Source organism: Hymenobacter sp. UYAg731 (assembly GCF_054061335.1).
The window spans coordinates 146,804-167,882 of sequence record NZ_JBSSEC010000003.1 but is presented as its reverse complement, the minus strand read 5'-3'; the positions used below and the strand labels follow the sequence as shown (position 1 = coordinate 167,882).

Below are 21,079 nucleotides of genomic sequence, written 5' to 3'. Positions count from 1 at the left end.
GCTTGTGCCAAAACTGCGCAACGATGCACAAGCTAAAGCGTGTGCTACACTACACTACCATCATGGCCAAAGACGATAAACCTGTCATCATCAACATCAAAAACCGCCGCGCCAGCCACGAATACACCTTCCTGGCCAAGTACGACGCGGGCGTGATGCTGCAAGGCACGGAAATAAAAAGCATCCGCGACGGCAACGTGAACCTCACCGACGGCTACTGCACCTTCGACCAGCGCGGCGACCTCTGGATTCACTCCATCCGCATCGCGCCCTATTCCCTGGGTACTTACAACAACCACGATGCCATGCGGGCCCGCAAGCTCCTGCTCAACAAGCGCGAGCTGAAGCAGTTGGCCGGTAAAAGTGTCGACCAGGGCCTCACCATCATCCCCCTGCGCCTGTTCGTGACGGACCGGGGCTTCGCCAAAATCGAAATCGCCCTCGCCCAAGGCAAAAAGCTCTACGACAAGCGCAACGACCTCAAGGAAAAAGCCCAGAAGCGCGACATGGAGCGGATGTGATGGAGGTGAAAAATATGGGGGATGTGAAAATATAGCCTTGCTGAGCTGCTTTCGGGGCAATGGTAGCATCTTTGTAATGGTGGAAGCATGACTTGGCCTTCATTCTCATATTTCCACATCACCCACATTCTCACATTATTTTGAATCCCGGCATCTGCGCACTCAGCGCCGTCCCCGTCCGCGCCGAGCCCAACGACCGGGCCGAGCTCGTTACCCAACTGCTTTTCGGCGAATGCTACCACATTCTGGTGAAGCAGGAAAGCTGGCTGCAGGTTCAGCTCGCTGCCGACGATTACGTGGGCTGGATTGATACCAAGCAGCACACGCCCGTTTCGCCCGAGTATTATGCCGCCTGGCGCGCCCAGGACCACCCCCGCGCCCTCGATGTGGTGCAGGCCGTGAGCGACGCTACCACCAAAATCCCGCTCACGCTGGGATGCCGCCTGCCGTTTTTCGATGGTATGAACGTCCGCATCGGCGAGCGCAACTACTTCTACAACGGCACTGCCACCAACCCCGCCGCCGCCCCCGATACCGCCCGCCAGGCGGCCCTGCTACGCAAAATCGCCCTCATGTACCTGAAGGCCCCCTACGTGTGGGGCGGTAAAAGCGTCTTCGGTCTCGACTGCTCCGGCCTGTGCCAGCAACTCTACGGCCTGGTCGGTATCCAGCTCCCGCGCGACGCCCGCCAGCAGATTGACCACGGCCGCCCCGTGCATTTCGTGGCCCAGGCCAAGTTCGGCGACCTAGCCTTCTTCGACAATGCAGAAGGCCGTATCGTACACGTCGGCATGGTGATGGACGAAGGCCAGATTTTGCACGCTCACGGCGAAGTCCGTCTCGACCCGCTCGACCACAACGGCATTTACAACCGCGACCGGCAGCGCTACTCCCACAAGCTGCGGCTGATAAAGCGCCTGCTGCCGGAGTAGGAGGGGAGGGTAAGCAAGAGCAAAATAGAACGTCATGCAGAGCGCAGCGACGCATCTTGCCCGCTACCAATAATCCAATCGAAAGGTTTACTGGTGGTGGGCAAGATGCTTCGCTGCGCTCTGCATGACGTTCTTGCTTCGTCCCTGATTCCCCGCTGAACTTAACCCCAATATGCTTGTTTATCTGGTCGGAAACCGCTAGCTTTCGGCGGGTTATCCGAAACCCGACGCGTGTATGGACCAAAAAGTGTTAGTGCTGAATGGCGACTATACCGCCATCACCCTGTGTAGCGTGCAAAAGGCGTTTGTGCTCCTGTTTCTCGACAAAGCGGAAATGATAGCCAAGTCCGACGGCACCCTCCGAACGATTTCGCAAGCCTATCCCAAGCCAAGCATCATCCGCTTGCAGCGCTACGTGCGCGTGCCCTACAAAGGCATTGCCCTGAGCCGCCACAACATCTTCAAGCGCGACCATTTCGAGTGCCAGTACTGCGGCTCGCCCAAGAATCTGACGCTCGACCACGTCGTGCCCCGTTCGCGTGGCGGAGAATCTTCGTGGACCAACCTGCTCACGGCCTGTGCCCGCTGCAACCACGCCAAAGGCCACCACACGCCCAATGAAGCGGGTTTAACCATTCGGCAGCAGCCCAAAAAGCCGACGTTGTCGGGTTTCCTGCGCCTCTCGGCGGGCACTATCGACCAGAACTGGCACGAGTATCTAAACTAAGTTTGGTCGGGCCGGGTTGGGGCAGAGTACATTTGTGCTTCATCATCCCAATTCTTGCCCATGGCCTTACCCAAATTCGCTGCGACCCGCTCGTTTCACACCGAGTTGAAAACCCGGATAAATCAATACTTTGAAGAGTCCGGCCGGCCAATGACGGGTAATGCCAGTCTCTTGTTCAAAGCAATATTGCTCGTGGGCATCATGGTGGCGCTCTACGTCCACCTCGTATTTTTCACGCCCGCCACCGGCTGGGCCTTGCTCGAATGCGCTTTGCTGGGCTGCACCATCGCCGCCATCGGTTTCAACGTGATGCATGACGGGTCTCACGGCAGTTTCTCGCGCTACCCCTGGATGAACCGCGTGGCAGCCTACACGCTCGGCGTGCTCGGCGGCAGCCCCTACATGTGGAACTCGAAGCACAACCTCATCCACCACACCTACACCAACATTGAGGGCCACGACGACGACATCAACATCCAGCCCTGGATGCGCATGACGCCCGACCAGCCCAAGCACCCGCTGCACCGCTACCAGCACTTCTACTTCTGGGCGCTCTACTGCATGCTCTACACGTCCTGGATTTTTGCCATGGACTACCAGAAGTACTTTTCCCGCCAAATTGGGGCCATCGGCCTCAAGCCGATGAACACCGGCGAGCACGTCAGCTTCTGGGGCTTCAAAGTCCTGAACCTCTTGCTCTACGTGGCGCTGCCCATCTACATGGTTGGCTTCCTGCCGTGGTTCGCGGGCTTCATGCTGAGCACGGCCGTGGCCGGTCTGGTCCTAAGCATGGTGTTCCAGCTGGCCCACACCGTGGAGGATGCCGCTTTCCCCGTGCCCCACGCCACCACCGGTAAGCTGGAGGACGAGTGGGCCATCCATCAGGTGCGGACCACGGCCAACTTTGCTACTGATAATAAGGTGGTTAGCTGGCTGGTAGGCGGCCTCAACTTCCAGATTGAGCACCACCTGTTCCCGAAAATCTCACATGTGCACTACCCCGCCATCAGCAAAATCGTGCAGCAGGTGTGCGACGAGTTCGATGTAAAATATAATAACTACGCCCGCACTCGCTCGGCTATCGCCTCGCACGTCGGCTTCCTCCGCCAGATGGGCCGCGCCGCTTAAGCATCGCAACTATCCAAATTGAAAAAGGCCCCGTTGCAGTTGCAACGGGGCCTTTTGCTTGTCCAAATTCGACTGATTATTTCCCGCCCACGAAGGCTAGCAGGTCTTTCGTCAGCTTATCCTTGGCCGTGAAAAACAGGCCGTGGGGCTCGCCTTCGTACACCTTCAGCTCAGCGCCAGCCACCATTTGGGCCGTGCGCTCGCCGCTCACCGGGAAGGGTACCGTCTGGTCTTTGTCGCCGTGAATAACGAGGGTGGGTACGGTTATTTTCTTCAAATCGTCGCGGAAGTCGGTGCCCGAGAACGAGGTCACGCAGTCGTTGGTCGCATTGGGGGCGGCCAGCGTGGTTACCGTCTGGTTCCAGTTCAGCACCGCCTGGCTCACCGGGTGGCTGATAAGGCTCTGGCCGTAGAAATCCTTGGCGAAGCTTTCCAGGAAAGCAAACCGGTCTTTGAGAATGCCTTCGTGCATACCGTCAAATACCTTCTGCGGCACGCCGTCGGGGTTGTCGCTGGTTTGCAGCATGTAGGGCGTCACGGCGCTTACGAAGGCCACGCGGGCCAGCCGCTCCTGCCCATAGTTGCCGATGTAGCGGGCAATTTCGCCGCCGCCCATCGAGAAGCCCACCAGCGTCACGCCGGTAAGGTCCAACTCCGTCAGTAGTGCGTTCAGGTCCGAGGCCAGCGTGTCGTAATCATATCCGCCCCACGGGCGCGACGAGCGGCCGAAACCGCGCCGGTCGTAGGCAATTACACGGTGGCCGGCCTTGGCCAGCGCCACCGCCTGATGCTCCCACATGGTATGGTCGAGCGGCCAGCCGTGGATGAGCACCACTGGCGCGCCCTGGCCCCAGTCTTCGTAGAAAATATTGACCGGATGCCCGGCGGCATCGTTACCTGCTTTGATATGTGCCATTACGTGAAAGAGAGTTTTGGATGTATTGATACTCTCTCCTTACGGGCGTAGCATTGTGGGAGGTTTTGCGGAGTTGGGTTAAGATTAGGGCTTATGGCAGTTGACGAGTTGGTTGCGATGATTCCAACTTTCTTTACCGAATGAGAAAACGACGACTTACCCACGGGCAGCAGTTGCGAAAGATGCAGAAAGAGGCTGCACCAGATTCTGCCTTGAGCCGAGAACTCGAAGCACTACGAATTGCTATTGAAAAACCAAGGAATAAAGCCATCGCCGAACTGATTAAACTTCTCAAATCAAGTTTGCAACGCGAAACGCAATGGTTCATTGGTAAAGTGTTTAGCACCGCCAAAGATGAACGGGTAATCAAACCATTGATACGGGCAGCACAAGCTCCTGAGAATGAAAACTATTCTTCGAACTTTATCTGGCCACTAGAAAAATATGATTGCACGCGGTATCTAGATTTCTTTGTCAAGTTCATGCTAGAAAGTGAAGACCCCAACGAATCGGTGTTGGCGTGTTCTTATGTCATTGAGGCCATGAAAGGTCCGTTTAAACCAATAGTGGTAAAGAAAAATATCAGAAAGCTATTGGGGAAAAGTAAGCCGCAAGCAGAGCCAGACATGGAGCTTATGGCTGAACATTTCAGAATGAGTGCAGCCGACGCTTTGATGTCGAAGTACTTCCTGCAAGTTGCTAAAGAGTTTCATGGCACAAACGGTAAGAAAGGGCACTAGCAAAACCGCCTGAAAACCCGTACCTTTGCGCCCCCGCCAGGGTGGCGGGCCTTGTTGACTAACAGCAAGGAGTTCAACAAGAACCGCGAATTGGCCCGGGCACCGGCCTTCTCGTTTACCTAAGCGGTGTCCAAAAGCTATTTATGGCAGATTTGATTGACGATTTCGACTGGGATAATGTCGGAGCCACCGGTTTTGGTGGAAACTACTCGGCCGACCAGCGCGCCGAGATGGAGCAGATGTACGGCGACACGCTGACCACTGTCCAGGAAGAAGAAGTAGTGAAGGGCACCGTAGTTGGCATTACCGACCGCGACGTAATCCTGAACATCGGCTTCAAATCCGATGGTCTGGTGTCGATTACCGAATTCCGCGACCTGCCCGACCTGAAAATCGGTGACGAAGTTGAGGTGTTCATCGAAGACCAGGAAGACATCAACGGCCAGCTCATCCTGAGCCGTAAGAAAGCTAAAATCAAGCAGGCCTGGAAGGCTATTTACGATGCCCTCGAGCTGGATACCATCCTCGAAGGGGTAGTGAAGCGTCGTACCAAAGGCGGCCTCATCATGGAGCTCGATGGCGTAGAAGCCTTCCTGCCCGGCTCGCAAATCGACGTGAAGCCTATCCGCGACTTCGACATTTATGTTGGCCGTCGCATGGAAGTGAAGGTGGTGAAAATCAACTCCGCTTTCGACAACGTAGTGGTGTCGCATAAAGTACTTATCGAGAAAGACCTCGAGAAGCAGCGTGAGGCTATCCTGAACAACCTCGAAAAGGGTCAGATTCTGGAAGGCAACATCAAGAACATGACCAACTTCGGCGTGTTCATCGACCTCGGCGGTGTCGACGGTCTGCTGCACATCACGGACATTTCGTGGGGACGCATCGCTCACCCGAGCGAAGTGCTGACCTTGGACCAGAAACTGAACATCGTGGTTCTGGACTTCGACGAAGCCAAGAAGCGTATTTCGCTGGGCTTGAAGCAGCTGACTCCCCACCCGTGGGATTCGCTGCCGGCCGACCTGCAGCCGGGTTCGAAAGTATCGGGCCGCATCGTGAACGTGGCCGACTACGGCGCATTCATGGAAGTGGTACCCGGTGTGGAAGGCCTCATCCACGTTTCGGAAATGAGCTGGAGCCAGCACCTGCGCAACCCGCAGGATTTCATCAAGCAGGGCGACACGGTAGAAGCGCAGATTCTGACGCTCGATCGCGAAGACCGCAAGATGAGCCTCGGCATCAAGCAATTGACCGAAGACCCCTGGACGCGTGGCGACTTCGGCGACAAGTACGCCGTGGGCACCAAGCACAGCGGCCTTGTGCGCAACCTGACCAACTTCGGCCTGTTCGTTGAGCTGGAAGAAGGTGTGGACGGCCTCGTACACGTCTCCGACCTGTCGTGGACCAAGAAAATCAAGCACCCATCGGAAATGGTGAAGGTGGGTGACAAACTGGACGTAGTGGTGTTGGAACTGGACCTCGGCGCTCGGCGCCTGGCCCTGGGCCACAAGCAGCTGGAAGAAAACCCCTGGGATACCTTCCAGACGGTATTCACCCCCGGCTCGGTACACAAGGCTACCATCACCGAGAAGTCGGAGCGTGGCGCAGTACTCGAATTGCCTTACGGCATCGAGGGCTTCGCTTACCCCAAATCGCTGGTGAAAGAGGATGGCTCGAACGCTGAAAACGGTGAGTCGCTCGACTTCCGCGTAACGGAGTTCTCGAAGGATGACCGCCGCATCGTGCTCTCGCACACGGCTGTGTTCGACAAAGCTGCCGCTGCTGAAGACGATAGCCGCAACTCCAAGTTCAAGAAGAAAACCAACGCGAAAGCTGGCGAACCCCAGGGCGAAGGCAAAATCAGCGACTTGAAGAAGACGGAAGAGAAGTCGACCCTCGGTGACCTGGACGCGCTGAGCGCCCTGCGCGACCAGATGATGGGCAACGAGCGCAAGGCTGGTGAGCAGAAGCTGAAAGCTGCTGCCGCTACCAAGCCCGCCGATGTGCCCGCTGCCGGCCCCGACAACGCTCAGGCGCTGGAGGACGGTGCGGCCGCTGGCAAAGGTGCCTCGGCTGCTGCCACGCCAAAAGCCGCTGCTAAGGCTGCTGCTACCATCGAAGGCACTGCTCCGGCTGCCGAAGCTGCTCCGGCCGCTGAGGCTGCTGAAGAAGGTGGCCTGCTGGCCAGCATCACGGGTGCTGCCTCCGCAGCCTTCGACAAAGTGAAAGAAGTGGCCGCCGACGCTGCCGAAGCCGTTTCGCACAACGAAACCTTCGACAAAGTGAAGCACGCCGCCGCTGACGCTGTGGATGCCGTGACGCACTCGGAAGCTTTCCACAAAGCTTCGGAAGTAGCCGGTGACCTGGTTGACAAGGCCAAAGGCCTGGTTGCCGGTGACGACGCTGCCGATAAAAAAGACGACGAAGCCAAAGCCTAACCGCTTAGCCTAGTTGCAGAAAGGAGCCCCGGCGTACGCGCCGGGGCTTTTTTTGTGCCAAAACCTTGCCCATGCCAAACGGCCTCGTTACCTTTGCGCTCCCAAAAGACCACTACTGGTGACGTGACCGAGTGGCTAGGTAGAGGTCTGCAAAACCTCCTACGGCGGTTCGAATCCGCCCGTCACCTCTGATTATTGTTGCGAAAAGCCCCATTTGCCATCCGGCCGATGGGGCTTTTTTCGTGGATGATGGGCCGGGCAGTGGGTTTTGGGCACATTATGCCTACATTTCGTAGCCAAGCTGCGCCGTTGGCCGTACTTGCGCCTGAACCCCGTCTCTTACCACCCCACACCATATGAAGATTATTGACCTCCGCACCATGCGCGGGCCGAGCTACTGGTCTGTAAAGCACCACAAGCTCATCGTTGCCAAAGTTGATTTGCAGGAGTTTGCCGGTCAGTGGTCGAATGCCGTGCCGGGCTTTGCTGGGCGGTTGATGAAGCTTTTTCCGAATATTGAGACCGTGCAGCCGGGCGGCATGAGCGGCAAGCAGGCCGCCAAGCACCAGCCCCTGACGCTGGAAGCGCTGAATGACGGCGAGCCGCTGGGCTACGTCATTCAGCATGTGGCGCTGGAGCTGCAACGGCAGGCCGCTATGCCCACGTTTTGGGGCAAGAGCTACCCGGCGCACGAGGAAGGGGTGGAGTACGTGGTATTTGCCTACCAAGAAGAGCGTGCGGGCCGCCGCGCCGCCGAGGCCGCCGTGGAAGTGGTGGAAGCCCTGTGCAAAAAGGAAAAGGTGGACCTCAAGCCCATCATCACTGAGTTGCACGAAATTCGGGAAGATGAGTTTTTTGGGCCGAGCACGTACAGCATTGTGGCCGAAGCCGCTTCGCGTAACATTCCCTACATCCAGCTCAAGAATACCAGCATCATTCAGCTGGGCTATGGCGTGAACCAGCGCCGCATCTGGGCCACCACGACCAGCCTGACCTCGCACGCGGGCGTGGAGGTGGCCGGCAATAAGAACCGCACCAAGGCCATGCTCAACGATGCGGGCGTGCCCGTACCGCGCGGCACCACCGTGTATTCGGAGGCCGGCCTGCGCGATGCGATTGACGAGTTGGGCTTCCCCATCGTGACCAAGCCGCTGGACGGCAACCACGGCAAGGGGGCTACCATCCGCATCATGAACTGGAAAGATGCCGCCGAAGGTCTGGTGGCCGCGCAGGCATATTCGCGGGCCGTGATTGTGGAGCAGTTTATCGAAGGCTTCGATTTCCGCCTGCTGGTGGTGAACGGCAAGCTCATTGCCGCCGCCAAGCGCACGCCGGCCGCCGTGACCGGCGATGGCAAAAGCACCATTCAAAAGCTCATTGATGAGGTGAACAAGGACCCGCGCCGGGGCATTGGCCACGAAAAGGTGCTCACCAGCATCAAGGCCGATAAACCTACGCTGGACATTCTCAAAGCCCGCAAGCTGAGCCTGAAATCGGTGCTGCCAGCCGGCGAGGAAATTTACCTGAAAAGCACGGCCAACATCAGCACCGGCGGCACTGCCACCGACGTAACCGACCAGATGCACCCCTACAACGTGCTGCTGGCCGAGCGCGTGGCCGGCATCGTGGGCCTTGATATCTGCGGGATTGATTTGATGGCCACCGACATTGCCGTGCCGCTAAATGAGAGCCGTGGTGCCGTGATTGAGGTGAATGCCGCGCCGGGCTTCCGGATGCACATTTCGCCGGCCGAGGGCCTGCCGCGCAACGTTGCTGCCCCAGTGGTAGACATGCTATTCCCGCGCGGCAGCACGGCCCGTATTCCGATTATCGCCGTGACCGGCACCAACGGTAAGACGACGACGACGCGCCTCATCGCGCATCTGGTGGCCAGCAAGGGCTACAAAGTGGGCTTCACGACGACTGACGGCATCTATATTCAAGGCGTGCAGCTCCAAACGGGCGACTGCACCGGCGGCCAGAGCGCTGAATTTGTATTGAAAGACCCGACCGTGAACTACGCGGTGCTCGAAACGGCACGGGGCGGGATGCTGCGCTCGGGCCTGGGCTTTCATAGCTGCGACATCGCGGTAGTGACCAACGTAGCGGCCGACCACCTCGGGATGCGCGACATCTACACCGTGGAGGAAATGGCCGCCGTGAAGGGTGTGCTGCCCCGCACGGTGCGCAAAAACGGTTGGGCCGTCCTCAACGCCGACGACGACCTGGTGTACGCCATGGCCCGCACCGTGGACTGCCGCGTGGCCCTGTTCAGCATGGATGAGAAGAATCCGCGCATTCTGGAGCATGTGGAGGCCGGCGGCGTGGCGGCGGTGTACGAGGAAGGCTACGTGACCATCTATCGTAACAGCTACAAGCTGCGCATCGACCGGGCCGCCGAGTTTCCGATTACGTTTGAGGGCCGGGCGGGCTTCAACATCGAGAACTGCCTGGCGGCAGCGCTGGCCGGCTACCTGGCCGGCTTTACGAGTGACGATATCAAAACCGCGTTGCGCACCTTCGTACCCTCGGCCACCAAAACGCCGGGCCGGATGAACGTCTACAAATTCCCCAAGTTCGATGTGATTGTGGACTACGCCCACAACACAGCCGGCATCACCAAATTCGCCGAGTTCATGGAGGCCACGCCGGCCACGCACAAAATCGGCGTGGTATCAGGCCTGGGCGACCGCCGCGATGAGGACACGCTGGGCTTCGCCCGCATCGCCGGCCGCATTTTCGACGAAGTCATTCTGCGCCAGGACCGCGACCTGCGCGGCAAGTCGAAGGAATTCCTGCGCGAAATCATGGAGCGCGGCCTGCGCCTCGACAAGCCCGACCTGAAAATCACCTACATCGAGAAGGAGCCCGATGCCATCGACTACGTCCTGAAAACGGCCCCGAAAGGCGCGGTTATCACCATGTTCGCGGAGAATATCGCGGCTACCATCGCCAAGCTGGACGAGTTCGAGAAGGCTATCTGAGGACGGCGAGAGTAGGGTGCGGGGAAGTACCCGGTAGGGTTTATTCCCTGCCGGGTACTTCCCCGCACCCTACTTGTATATTGTAACTGCTACTCCTTGTCATTTCCTTCCTTTCCATGTTCAACTTTACCTCCTTTCCACTCCCCGACGGGGTGGCTCGCACCCTGCTGGCCTTTCTCCTGCTGGCCTTTCTCCTGCTGGTCTGTCACCTGCCGGCGGCAGCCCAGGCCCCGGCCTGGCAGTCGACGCAGGCAGTGGCGGTGGCTACTGCAGCGGCGGGGGGCAACAACTCGATAGTGACAGCCACGGCCCTCGATGCGGCGGGCAATGTTTACTTGGCCGGCAGTTTCGCAAATACGGTGGTGCTGGGCGGCACCATGCTCACCAGCCTCGGAAGCTATGACGTGTTCGTGGCCAAGTTCAACCCGGCCAGCAACCAGTTCGTGTGGGCGCAGCGGGCTGGCGGCACGGGCTATGATATTGCCAACGCGCTGGCCTTGGGCGGCACCAGCGTCTACGTGGCAGGGTATTTTGGCAGCCCGACGGCGGACTTTGGCTCCGCCACCCTGGCCAATGCGGACGCTAACACGGGTAATGACGACGTGTTCGTGGCCAAGCTCACTGACGCAGGCAGCACAAGTAGTTTCGCCTGGGCGCAGCGGGCCGGCGGCATCGATACCGATTTTGCCACCGCGCTGGCCGTGAACGGCACCAGCGTGTACGTGGCCGGAAGTTTTGGTAGCCCCATGGCGAGCTTCGGTTCAGCCACCTTGGCCAATGCGAACATTTCTTTTGACGTGTTCGTAGCCAAGCTCACCGACGCGGGCGGCACGGGCAGCTTTGCTTGGGCACAGCGGGCTGGCGGCACGGGCTATGATTTTGCAAGCACGTTGGCAGTGAGCGGCACCAGCGTGTACGTAGCCGGTGCTTTCGGAGGCCTCACGGCGGGTTTCGGTTCCGCCACTCTGGCTAATGCGGGCGCTTTCGACGTGTTTGTGACCAAGCTCACCGATGCGGGCCCTACAGGTAGCTTCGTCTGGGCGCAGCAGGCCGGTGGCACGGGCGACGATTTTGCCCGCGCGCTGGCCTTGAGCGGCACCAGCTTATACGTGGCTGGAGAGTTTTACAGCCCCACGGTGGGATTCGGTTCCGCCACCTTGACCAATGCAGTTACTAATAGAGGCTCTTCTGATGTATTCGTGACCAAGCTCACTGATGCGGGCCCTGCAGGTGGTTTCGCCTGGGCGCAGCGGGCCGGCGGCACGGGCGACGATTTTGCCCGTGCGCTGGCCCTGGGGGGCACTAGCGTGTACGTGGCCGGAGGTTTTGGCAGCCCCATGGCGGATTTTGGCCCCGCCATCTTGGCCAATGCGGATGCTAATATGGGCAATTATGACGTGTTCGTGGCCAAGCTTACTAACGCGGGCGGCACGGGCAGCTTCGCCTGGGCGCAGCGGGCCGGTGGTATCGGCAACGATTATGCCACCGCGCTGGCTGTGAACGGCACCAGCGTGTACGTGGCAGGGGACTTTCAAAGTCCCACGGCAGGTTTCGGTACCATCACCCTTGTCAACTCCAATCCCCCTTTACCCCTCGGCTATCTGGCCGCCCTCACCGACCCCACCCTCACGGCCACCACCGCAGGCCACCCCCTCATCCCTGCGCAACTCTTCCCTAACCCCGCCCACGGCACGGCCACCCTGCGCCTGCCCGCCGGCACCGCCCCCGCTCCCCTCACCCTCACCGATGCGCTGGGACGGGCCGTGCGCCGCTACCCCGCCCCGGCCGGCCCCGAGGTCGCGCTCGACCTGCGCGGGCTGCCCGCCGGCCTCTACCTGCTGCGCGGGGCTGGCCCGGCCCAGCGCTTGGCGGTGGAGTAGGGAATATTGCCTGCACAAAAAAAGCCGCTCCTGAGAGCGGCTTTTTTTGTGCAATGCGAACTAGAAAGTTCGCGCTACTTTAATGTAAAGGTCGTTTTGCCCATCAGTTGGCCGCTTTCGTAGAGCTCCACCGTGTGCAGGCCCTTCTTGTACTCGGCCCCTTTGGCGTACACGAATTCCAGCTTCTGCTTGGTATTGTCGTACACCACGTCCTGCTTTTGGGTGTAAAACGCTTCCTGGCCGTCCACGGTGAAAGTGCCGCCTCCCGTGCTTAGGTTGTAGAGGGCCGCGCCATCGGGCTCTAGGATGCGCAGGTAGATGGCTTTGGTTTCTTTGGGCGACACGTCGTTGCGGGCCAGGTTGGCGGTGATTTTGACTTTCTCCACGCGCTTGGCTTTGAACTCCTCCTTGTCGTCGTCCTTCTCCTTGTTTTTGGACGTGATGATGGCCACGTGGATGTTATCGGCCTGCAGGCGTGACGCCACCGTTACTTTCTCGGACAGCTCCTTGTTGCTGCGCACCACCGTGCTGATGGTATCAGACAGCTTGTTCTGCTTCTCTTTCAGCGTCGTGGTTTCGGTGTACAGCGACTCGTTGTCCTTTTTCAATTGGGCAATGTCGTCGTCCTTCTTCCGCAGCTGGCCTTCCAGGTTCTGGGCGCGTTGCTTGAACAGGTTTTGCTGGGCAATGGAGAAGCTGCCGGCCTTAAAGGAGCGCAGCTTCAGCAGGTCGGCATTCACGCCGGCGATTTTGGATTCCAGCGAATCGTTGCTCAGGCCCAGGGCTTGCAACTCCGAGCTTTGGCGCTCAAAATCAGCCTTCAGTGCTTCGTACTGCTTGATTTGTTCCTGGAGCTTGCTGTCCTTGGCTTTCACTTCGGTGGTCAGCACTTCGTTTTGCTGGCCTTTCTGCTGGTTGAGGTAAAACAGAACGCCGTTGATGCCCAGGAGGACCAGCACGAGGGCTACCCAAAGGAGGACGCGGCTGTTATTGGAGCGGGGTTCGGGGGTTTCGTTCGGGTCCATGCGGGAATAGTTAAGCGAGAGAAGCGGAAAAAATCAAGGTTCGTGCTGCTACGCGCCGCGTACCTTTGGCGTAAAAATAGGGGACTTTATTGCCCTGGCAAGTTTATTCTATACTTCGGCCCTATGGAAACGGTTTCTGCGAACTTCGATGCGGCCTACTGGCAAGCACGTTACGCTACCGGCCGCGACGGCTGGGATGCCCACACCATCACCCCGCCGCTACGCGCCTATTTCGACCAGCTCGACGTGGCCGCGCAGCCGCGCATCCTCATCCCCGGGGCCGGCCGCGCCTACGAGGCCGAGTATCTGCACCAGCGGGGTTTCCGGCAGGTGTTCGTGGCCGACATCGCCCCGGAAGCCCTCGCGGCGCTGGCCGCCCGCGTGCCCGATTTCCCCCGGGAACACCTGCTCCTGGCCGACTTCTTTGGCCTGCCCAACGCCCCTGCCTACGATTTAATTGTGGAGCAGACCTTTTTCTGTGCCCTCAACCCGGCCCTGCGCCCGGCGTATGCCCGGCAGTGCGCCCACCTGCTTCGGCCCGGCGGCACGCTCATGGGGCTGCTCTTCGACACTGATTTTGGCCCCGTGCAGGAGCCGCCGTTCGGCGGCAGCCGGGAAGAATACCGTGCGTATTTCGCACCATATTTTGAATTCCGGCATTTTGAGACGGCTACCAATTCGCTCAAGCCCCGGCAGGGACGGGAGCTGTTTATTTGTTTGAAAAAACTGTAGCGCGGAGCGGAAGCTTCGCATCCCGCCCGCGTCATCTTACTACTCTATTTCATGCCCCGCGAAGCTTCTGCTTCGCGCTACAGCTCACGAAAACATGCTTCAAGCCCTCGCCAACACCCTCCCGCACTTTCGCCATACCAATTCCGGCCAGTTCTTCCTCATGGCCGGCCCCTGCGTCATCGAAGGCGAAGATATGGCTCTGCGCATCGCCGAGCGCATCAAGCACATGACGGATAAGCTGCAGATTCCCTTCATCTTCAAGGGCTCGTACCGCAAGGCCAACCGTTCGCGACTGGACTCGTTCACGGGCATCGGCGACGAAACGGCGCTACGCATCCTGCAAAAGGTAGGGCGTGAAATCGGCGTACCTACCGTTACCGATATCCACGAATCGACCGAGGCCGCGCTGGCCGCCGAGTACGTGGACGTGCTGCAAATCCCGGCCTTCCTGTGCCGGCAGACCGATTTGCTGGTGGCCGCCGCCCAAACCGGCAAGGTCGTTAATATCAAAAAAGGCCAGTTCCTGAGCGGCGAGGCCATGAAATGGGCCGTGGACAAAGTGCGCCAGGCCGGCAACCCCAACGTCATCCTCACCGAGCGCGGGAATTCCTTCGGCTACTCCGAGCTGGTGGTCGATTTCCGCAACCTGCCCACCATGCGCCAGTTCGGGGTGCCCGTGGTGATGGACGTGACGCACTCGCTGCAACAGCCCAACCAAGCCAGCGGCGTGACCGGCGGCCAGCCCGCCCTCATCGAAACCATCGCCAAAGCTGCCATTGCCGTGGGGGCCGACGGCCTGTTCATCGAAACCCACCCCACGCCCGCCACGGCCCTATCCGATGGGGCCAACATGCTGCCGCTCGACCAGCTCGAAGCCCTGTTGCAAAAGCTGACCCGCGTGCGCCAGGCCATTCAGGACCGGGGCGAAGTAGAGCTGAACCAGTTGCCTTAGTGCTGTACCGTGGACGCTGCGAGTCCGCGCCGTGGGCCGTTCAAACGCGCGGAGTCGCAGCGTCCACGGTACACTCACACCCGTAGCGAGAAATGCTGCTTGGGCTGGTTCTTCCGAAAGAAGACCAGCCCGATGTAGAATAAGTCGACCGTCACCGTCACTTCGGGGTGGATTTTGATGGCCTCCCAGGCCCGCTCCATCTCTTCGGACCAGTGAATATCGTCGAAAACAAACACCGATTCGTCGGTGCGGTGGGCTAAGCACAACTCGAAATACCGCAGGGTCGGCTCATAGCGGTGGTTGCCGTCGAAAAAGGCGAAGTCGACGGGCGCGGGCAAAGCCACGAGGGCAGGAGCGAGGGTGTCATCAATGTTGCCCTCCACGATGCTCACGTTGTTGATTCCGAGGGCCGCAAAAGTTTCGCGGGCCACGCTGGCTACGTTGGGACAGCCCTCGAAGGTGGTGACGTGGTGCCGCGAATCGGCCGCAGCCAGGTAGGCCGTGGTGAGGCCCAGGGAAGTGCCCAACTCCAGAATGGTGGTGGGCCGGAAATAATTGACCAGCCGAAACAGCAGCTGCGCCAGATGCGGCGGTTTAGCGGCCGTGCGGGCAATGTCGGCCACGCGGCGCTGCCGGCCCGCGCCGGTGTGCGAGCCCGCCCCCAAATCTGTCACGCTGATGCTGGCCGCGCTGCCGAGCAATTGTTGCCGCCGCGCTTCCACGGCCGCGTAGGCCCCATAGCTGCCCGTGTGCCGGACGGCCGAGGTATAGAGGCCGAACACGAACGGCGAGTGTAGCCCGTGGGCATTGCCCGAATGAAGCCAGAAGCGGAGGTAAGCGAGAAGTTGAAACAAGAAGCGGACGGACAGTGCGAACCGCAAAGGTCGCACCGCCGTCCGCTTTTTCAGGAATAGATGGAAGCTCGTTAGTTCAACCGATACGGCACCATGAGGGTAAACTCCGGGATTTCGACCGTGAATTCCTGGCCGTTGGCGAGGCGCTCCATGAGGTAGGTGCCGCGCATTTTGCCCACTCCTGATTTCAGGTTGCAGCCGCTCACGTACTGGTGGGCCTCGCCGGGCTCCAGCACGGGCTGGCGGCCTACCACGCCTTCGCCCTCTACTTCGCGCACCACGCCGTTGGCGTCGTGAATGTGCCAGTGGCGGCGCAACAGCTTCACGGTGAACTCGCTGTTGTTGCGAATGTCGATTTTATAGGCGAACACGAAATGCTCCTGGCCCGGGCTGGAGTAATCGGGCAAGTAGTTGGTCGTAACCGAAACGGTGACGCCTTGCGTAGTGGTGGTGGGCATAGTCGGCGGAGCTAAGAAGTAGCTGCGGGCGTAACAGCCGCCCGCCAGAATTGGTTTTACGCAAATTTGGCTCCACAACGCCGCACAAACCCGTTTTATTTTTCTCAAAAACTCAATGGTAAAGATAGCCGAAAGCTGGCGGCCCGTGTTGGCCGACGAGTTCGAAAAACCATATTTCCAACGCCTTATTGCGTTTGTGAAGGGCGAATACGCCACTGCCACCGTCTACCCGGCGGGCTCCAATATTTTCCACGCCTTCGAGGCTACCCCGTTTGATAAGGTCAAGGTCGTGATTCTGGGCCAGGACCCCTACCACGGAAAAAACCAGGCGCATGGCCTGTCGTTTTCGGTGCAGGACGGGCAGCGCACGCCGCCTTCGCTGGTGAATATTTTCAAGGAGCTGCAAGCCGATATTCCCGGTACGCCGCCCCCCGCCAACGGTAACCTCGACCGCTGGGCCGAGCAGGGCGTGCTGCTCCTGAACGCCACGCTCACGGTGCGCGCCACCGAGCCGGCCTCGCACCAGAAAAAAGGCTGGGAGGAATTTACCGACGAGGTTATCCGCAAGGTTTCCAATGAGAAGGCGCACGTCGTATTCATCCTTTGGGGCGCTTACGCGGGCAAGAAATCGGAGCTGATTGATGAGCGCAAGCACCTGATTATAAAATCAGTGCATCCATCGCCCTACGCGGCCGATAAAGGGTTTTTTGGCAGCAAGCCCTTCAGCAAAGCCAATGCCTGGCTGGTGGAGCATAAGCTGGCACCGGTGAAGTGGTAGGCGCTGGGTGCTCAATAAAAAAAGCCCGCTGTTGAGCGGGCTTTTTCGCGTCTGGCAATGCCAGCCCTAATTAATGGATGATGTTGAACAGGCGGTTCCAGCGGATTTTGTGCCAGAAATCGGCGTTGGGGTCCGTGGAGAGCCAGATAAGGACGGCCTTGCCCACGACGTGGTCTTCGGGCACGAAACCCCAGAAACGCGAATCCTCCGAGTTGTGGCGATTGTCGCCCATCATCATGTAGTAATTCTGCTTCAGGGTGTAGCTGGTGAGCATTTTGCCATCCTGGTAAATCATGCCGTCCTGCCAAGTAACGCCGGTATTGTGCTCGTAGCGGGCCACTATTTTGAAGTAGATAGCGGCGTTGGCGGGGCTCAGGGCAATGGTCTGGCCCTTCTTGGGGATGGGCAGCGGGCCGTAGTTGTCGAGGCTCCAGTTGCGCGGGGTGGCGCTCATGGCCGTGGAGCCGTGGAAATCGGCCACGTCGGGGAACAGCTGTACCTGCGGTTGGAGCACCGTCATGCCCTTTACGTAGGGCTGCTTTTTGAAGTAGTCGGCCGCCGCCTGGGTGCAGCTGATGGTGTATCCGTAGGTGCCCTGCGTGGGGCCGGGCACGGCCTGGGGCAGGCCGCCGGGCGCTTCGTAGTCCACTACGCCCTGGCTGCGCAAAGCGGCCAGCACTTCATCGTTGGGGTTGTCGACCTGCATAAAATACGTGGTTTGCAGGCCGGGAGGCGTCACGCCGGGCTTGCCGTTGAGGAACACCTGCCCATCTTTAATTTCCAGGGTATCGCCGGCCACGGCCACGCAACGCTTGATGTAGTTGGTACGCAGGTCAGCCGGATATTGTGTTTCGTGGGGCACGTGGAATACCACCACGTCGTTGCGCTTGATTTCGGAGAAGCCCGGCAGCCGGAACGTGGGCAGCTGAATGAGGTCGGAGTAGCTTTTCAGGCCCGTGCCCCACAAGGTTTGGTGCGTGAGGGGTACCTGCAAGGGCGTTTGGGGCGTGATGGGACCGTAGTGCAACTTGCTTACAAACAGGTAGTCGCCCACCAGCAGCGACGCTTCCATGCTGGGCGAAGGAATGGTGTAGGCCTCAAATGTAGCCCAGCGAATGAGCGTGGCGGCCACGATGGCAAAAATCAGCGAATCGGCCCATTCGCGGGTTTTCGTTTTGGGCGGCTGGGGCGGAGCGGTGGGGTCGGTTTTGAGCAAAGACATGGGGGAGCAAGCTTGGGCTTGGCAATGAAAATCAGGCAAAGAAACGCAGCAGAACGTGAGGCCGGCCCGGGGCCGCCTGCGAAAGCCGGAAGGACTACAAATCCAGCAGCTCTTTCATTCCGAAAACCCCCGGCCGGCCGGGCAGCCACTCGGCTGCCAGCAGCGCACCCAGGGCGAAGCCTTCGCGGCTGCGGGCCTCGTGCTTCAGCTCCAGCACGTCCACATCGGAAGTATAGGTGACGATGTGCGTACCCACGGCATCGCCGGTGCGCTCGCTGATGATGGCCAGCTCGGCGGGCGCTTCGGCCGGGGCGTTGCGCCAGGTAGTTTTGGCGGGGAAGTGGCGCAGGATGCCTTCGGCCGCCGTGAGGGCGGTGCCGCTGGGCTGGTCAATTTTCTGGGTGTGGTGGATTTCGCGCATCGCCACGTCGTAGCCCCCGTACTGGGCCATTTTGGCCGCGATGTACTCGTTGAAGTGGAAAAACAGGTTCACGCCGACGCTGTAGTTGGAGGCGTAGAACAGGCTGCCGCCCAGCTCAGTAGTCAGGGCGCGGGCCTCTTCAAAATGATGCAGCCAGCCCGTGGAGCCGCACACCACGGGAATGCCCTGGCCCAGGCTGGTCATCACGTTGGCAAAAGCCGAATCGGGATGCGTGAATTCGATGGCGACGTCGACGGTTTGCGGGGTGAAATCGCGGATGTTCGATTGGCTGGCGTGCAGGTCCACGATGCCCGCGATTTCGTGCCCGCGCTGGGCGGCCAATGCCCCAATGGTCTGGCCCATTTTGCCGTAGCCGATGAGGAGGATTTTCATGCGTTCAGGTAGTCGGGATTCAGTAAGTAGCAGATAACCAAAGCAAAAATATTGGCCCGCGCCTATTTCACGCGCAGCGCAAACATAACGCCTGGAGCCGTGGGCAGGAAGCTGGTTTGGCCGGGCACGGCCATCATTCGGGGTTCCCAGTGCAGGCTCAGGTCGTCGCTCACGTCAAAATCCTGGAGATGCGCATCAACCAGCGCATCCACGATTTGCAGGCCATAGGCCAGGCCGATGTAGAGGTAAAAGATGTCGCGGTAGCCCCGGTAAAATATTACGCCGCTACTGAGGCCGTCTCTGCTGCGCACTAAATCGGCACCGCTTTTAAAATCCGGGTTGAGCACCTTTTTTCGGCCAGCATCCACCTCATTTAGGGCGTAGGCAAAATCGCTGTAATGCTTCTGGTAATAATATTCGCCATATATCACGCCTCCCAGCGCACCGTACACCAGCGGCAACTTCCAGTATTTGTGGTTGTAAATCTGGCCCGCGCCGGGCAGCACCAGGGCCAGCATGGCCGCTTTGCCGGGCCGCGTGAGGCGAATGCCCTTGTAGCCAAAGGCCCGGAACATATGTTCAGTGCGCTTGGCCGAATCGGCGGCGGCTTTTTGCTTTTTGGCTTCGGGTGTCATCACCACTTCCCGGCGCTCGGTGGTATCGGGCACGATGGTGGTAGGCGTGGTGGTAGCGCCGGGTGAGGTAAATACCTGCGCCTGAACGCGGGAATTATCCAGCAAGGCGCTGGTTAGCAAGGCAAAGCCTGCGAGAAAGGAATACGGATTTTTCATGGCAAGCCTGTTAACGAGAAACGCCGGCGTTTAGCGCATTGGTCAACGAAGGCCGAAAAACGGCCACTGCAAGCCATCGGTCCAAGCTACGCAGCCGGCGGGACGGCCGGCCTACGACGGCTGCAGAATGTGCAGAATGCGCTGCATGTCTTCCACCGAATCGAAAGCAATTTTGATTTCGCCGTTGCCCTTGGACGTAGGGCGCACCTGCACGCGGGAGCCAAACCGGTCGGTGAGGTGGCGCTCGGCGCGGCGGATTTCCGCCACCGGCACGGCGGGCGGGGGCGGCGTAGTATCGCCGTCGGGCTTGGGCTTTGCCTCGGCCCCACGGCCGTAGCCGTTGCGCACCAGCTCTTCCACGCGGCGCACGGAGAGTTCCTCGGCCACGGTTTTGCGGAACAGCTCGACCTGCAGCTTGGCATCGTCGAGGCCGATGAGGGCGCGGGCGTGGCCCATGCTGATTTCAGCGTCGCGCAGGCCAATCTGCACATCGGGCGGCAGCTTGAGCAGGCGCAGGTAGTTGGTCACGGTCGTGCGGTTCTTGCCCACGCGGTCGCCCAGCTCTTCCTGTCGCAGGTTGCACTCGCTCAGCAGGCGCTGGTAGCTGAGGGCGATTTCGATGGCATTCAGGTTTTCGCGCTGAATGTTCTCAATCAGGGCCATTTCCAGCATCTGCTGGTCGTCGGCCTTGCGGATGTAGGCCGGAATCGTCTCCAGGCCCGCCAGCTTGGAGGCTTGCAGGCGGCGCTCGCCACTGATGAGCTGGTAGGAATTAGTGCCGAGCTGGCGCAAGGTCACGGGCTGGATAATGCCCTGAATTTTAATGCTGTCGGCTAGTTCCTGCAGCGCTTCCTTGTCGAAGTGCGTGCGGGGCTGGTAGGGGTTGGCCTCGATGTGCTCGACGGAGATGAGGCCAACCGAGTTGACGGGATGCGACACGAGCCGGTCGCCGGAGCCGGGCCGGTCGCCTTTTTTGTCGTAGCTGCCTTCAATGAGGGCATTCAGGCCCCGGCCCAGCCCACCCTTGCGTTTCACTGCGGCGGCGGCGGCCAGGGCAGCTTGCAATTTCTCTTCGTTCTTCTCTAGCGGCATAGTTCATCGGCCGCGCCCATAAAAGGCCTGCGGCAACGGATGTCAAAATTACGGATTGTTGGGCGAAGGGCAAGCCGATAAGTTTGGCGCGGGCG

At 59.6% G+C, this 21,079-nt stretch carries 18 protein-coding genes, 1 tRNA gene and 1 pseudogene; 12 read left to right on the top strand and 8 right to left on the bottom strand.

The genetic code is table 11. From position 1 onward, the window contains the following. The first annotated feature begins 62 nt into the window (after positions 1 to 62). From smpB to ACVWYF_RS08875, 4 genes are all read left to right on the top strand, one after another. A complete protein-coding gene (gene smpB / locus ACVWYF_RS08890; protein ID WP_457066804.1) occupies positions 63 to 521 on the top strand; it encodes an SsrA-binding protein SmpB in 459 nt (152 codons plus the stop codon). 140 nt (positions 522 to 661) lie between these two features. Continuing rightward, entirely contained in the window at positions 662 to 1,453 is a 792-nt protein-coding gene (locus tag ACVWYF_RS08885; RefSeq protein WP_457066801.1) for a C40 family peptidase, read from the top strand. Between the two features lie 235 nt (positions 1,454 to 1,688). Continuing rightward, positions 1,689 to 2,180, top strand: coding sequence for an HNH endonuclease (locus ACVWYF_RS08880; protein WP_457066798.1), 492 nt, complete (start codon positions 1,689 to 1,691; stop codon positions 2,178 to 2,180). A gap of 60 nt (positions 2,181 to 2,240) precedes the next feature. Continuing rightward, positions 2,241 to 3,308 carry a fatty acid desaturase family protein gene (locus tag ACVWYF_RS08875; RefSeq protein ID WP_457066795.1) on the top strand — a complete coding sequence of 356 codons (1,068 nt, stop codon included), beginning with the start codon at positions 2,241 to 2,243 and terminating at the stop codon, positions 3,306 to 3,308. 76 nt (positions 3,309 to 3,384) lie between these two features. Here the strand turns inward: ACVWYF_RS08875 and ACVWYF_RS08870 are convergent, their stop codons facing one another. Further along, the gene (locus ACVWYF_RS08870; protein WP_457066792.1) at positions 3,385 to 4,224 is read right to left on the bottom strand and encodes an alpha/beta fold hydrolase; all 840 of its coding nucleotides are present in this window, start codon (positions 4,222 to 4,224) and stop codon (positions 3,385 to 3,387) included. A 140-nt stretch (positions 4,225 to 4,364) separates the two neighbouring features. Here ACVWYF_RS08870 and ACVWYF_RS08865 point away from each other — a divergent pair, with 140 nt between their 5' ends. From ACVWYF_RS08865 to ACVWYF_RS08845, 5 genes and pseudogenes are all read left to right on the top strand, one after another. Further along, the gene (locus ACVWYF_RS08865; RefSeq protein ID WP_457066789.1) at positions 4,365 to 4,964 is read left to right on the top strand and encodes a hypothetical protein; all 600 of its coding nucleotides are present in this window, start codon (positions 4,365 to 4,367) and stop codon (positions 4,962 to 4,964) included. Between the two features lie 143 nt (positions 4,965 to 5,107). Beyond that, positions 5,108 to 6,919, top strand: a pseudogene (gene rpsA / locus ACVWYF_RS08860) (30S ribosomal protein S1); the annotation flags it as partial. Positions 6,920 to 7,519: 600 nt separating this feature from the next. Next, positions 7,520 to 7,590, top strand: a tRNA-Cys gene (locus ACVWYF_RS08855). A gap of 168 nt (positions 7,591 to 7,758) precedes the next feature. Continuing rightward, positions 7,759 to 10,386 (top strand): cyanophycin synthetase, encoded by a 2,628-nt coding sequence (gene cphA / locus ACVWYF_RS08850; protein WP_457066786.1) that lies wholly within the window; start codon positions 7,759 to 7,761, stop codon positions 10,384 to 10,386. A gap of 116 nt (positions 10,387 to 10,502) precedes the next feature. Then, the gene (locus ACVWYF_RS08845; protein WP_457066783.1) at positions 10,503 to 12,266 is read left to right on the top strand and encodes a hypothetical protein; all 1,764 of its coding nucleotides are present in this window, start codon (positions 10,503 to 10,505) and stop codon (positions 12,264 to 12,266) included. A 74-nt stretch (positions 12,267 to 12,340) separates the two neighbouring features. On the opposite strand, the gene ACVWYF_RS08840 is transcribed toward ACVWYF_RS08845, so the two are convergent. Then, complete coding sequence (locus ACVWYF_RS08840; RefSeq protein ID WP_457066780.1) at positions 12,341 to 13,291, bottom strand: hypothetical protein; 951 nt, start codon at positions 13,289 to 13,291, stop codon at positions 12,341 to 12,343. Positions 13,292 to 13,414: 123 nt separating this feature from the next. Here ACVWYF_RS08840 and ACVWYF_RS08835 point away from each other — a divergent pair, with 123 nt between their 5' ends. Continuing rightward, positions 13,415 to 14,023 carry a methyltransferase domain-containing protein gene (locus tag ACVWYF_RS08835; protein WP_457066777.1) on the top strand — a complete coding sequence of 203 codons (609 nt, stop codon included), beginning with the start codon at positions 13,415 to 13,417 and terminating at the stop codon, positions 14,021 to 14,023. 94 nt (positions 14,024 to 14,117) lie between these two features. After that, positions 14,118 to 14,975 (top strand): 3-deoxy-8-phosphooctulonate synthase, encoded by an 858-nt coding sequence (kdsA, locus tag ACVWYF_RS08830; RefSeq protein ID WP_457066774.1) that lies wholly within the window; start codon positions 14,118 to 14,120, stop codon positions 14,973 to 14,975. 74 nt (positions 14,976 to 15,049) lie between these two features. On the opposite strand, the gene ACVWYF_RS08825 is transcribed toward kdsA, so the two are convergent. Beyond that, entirely contained in the window at positions 15,050 to 15,829 is a 780-nt protein-coding gene (locus ACVWYF_RS08825) for an O-methyltransferase (RefSeq protein ID WP_457066771.1), read from the bottom strand. A 71-nt stretch (positions 15,830 to 15,900) separates the two neighbouring features. Further along, on the bottom strand, positions 15,901 to 16,287 hold the full coding sequence (gene apaG, locus ACVWYF_RS08820; RefSeq protein WP_457066768.1) for a Co2+/Mg2+ efflux protein ApaG: 387 nt from the start codon (positions 16,285 to 16,287) through the stop codon (positions 15,901 to 15,903). Between the two features lie 115 nt (positions 16,288 to 16,402). Here apaG and ACVWYF_RS08815 point away from each other — a divergent pair, with 115 nt between their 5' ends. Beyond that, on the top strand, positions 16,403 to 17,065 hold the full coding sequence (locus tag ACVWYF_RS08815; protein WP_457066765.1) for a uracil-DNA glycosylase: 663 nt from the start codon (positions 16,403 to 16,405) through the stop codon (positions 17,063 to 17,065). A gap of 70 nt (positions 17,066 to 17,135) precedes the next feature. Here the strand turns inward: ACVWYF_RS08815 and lepB are convergent, their stop codons facing one another. From lepB to ACVWYF_RS08795, 4 genes are all read right to left on the bottom strand, one after another. Next, a complete protein-coding gene (lepB, locus tag ACVWYF_RS08810; RefSeq protein WP_457066762.1) occupies positions 17,136 to 18,287 on the bottom strand; it encodes a signal peptidase I in 1,152 nt (383 codons plus the stop codon). Between the two features lie 94 nt (positions 18,288 to 18,381). Then, positions 18,382 to 19,101: a 4-hydroxy-tetrahydrodipicolinate reductase gene (dapB, locus tag ACVWYF_RS08805; protein ID WP_457066759.1), complete on the bottom strand. Its 720-nt coding sequence runs from the start codon at positions 19,099 to 19,101 to the stop codon at positions 18,382 to 18,384. A 62-nt stretch (positions 19,102 to 19,163) separates the two neighbouring features. Next, the gene (locus tag ACVWYF_RS08800) at positions 19,164 to 19,892 is read right to left on the bottom strand and encodes a DUF5683 domain-containing protein (protein WP_457066756.1); all 729 of its coding nucleotides are present in this window, start codon (positions 19,890 to 19,892) and stop codon (positions 19,164 to 19,166) included. A 111-nt stretch (positions 19,893 to 20,003) separates the two neighbouring features. Continuing rightward, entirely contained in the window at positions 20,004 to 20,984 is a 981-nt protein-coding gene (locus ACVWYF_RS08795) for a ParB/RepB/Spo0J family partition protein (RefSeq protein ID WP_457066753.1), read from the bottom strand. Positions 20,985 to 21,079: the final 95 nt, after the last annotated feature.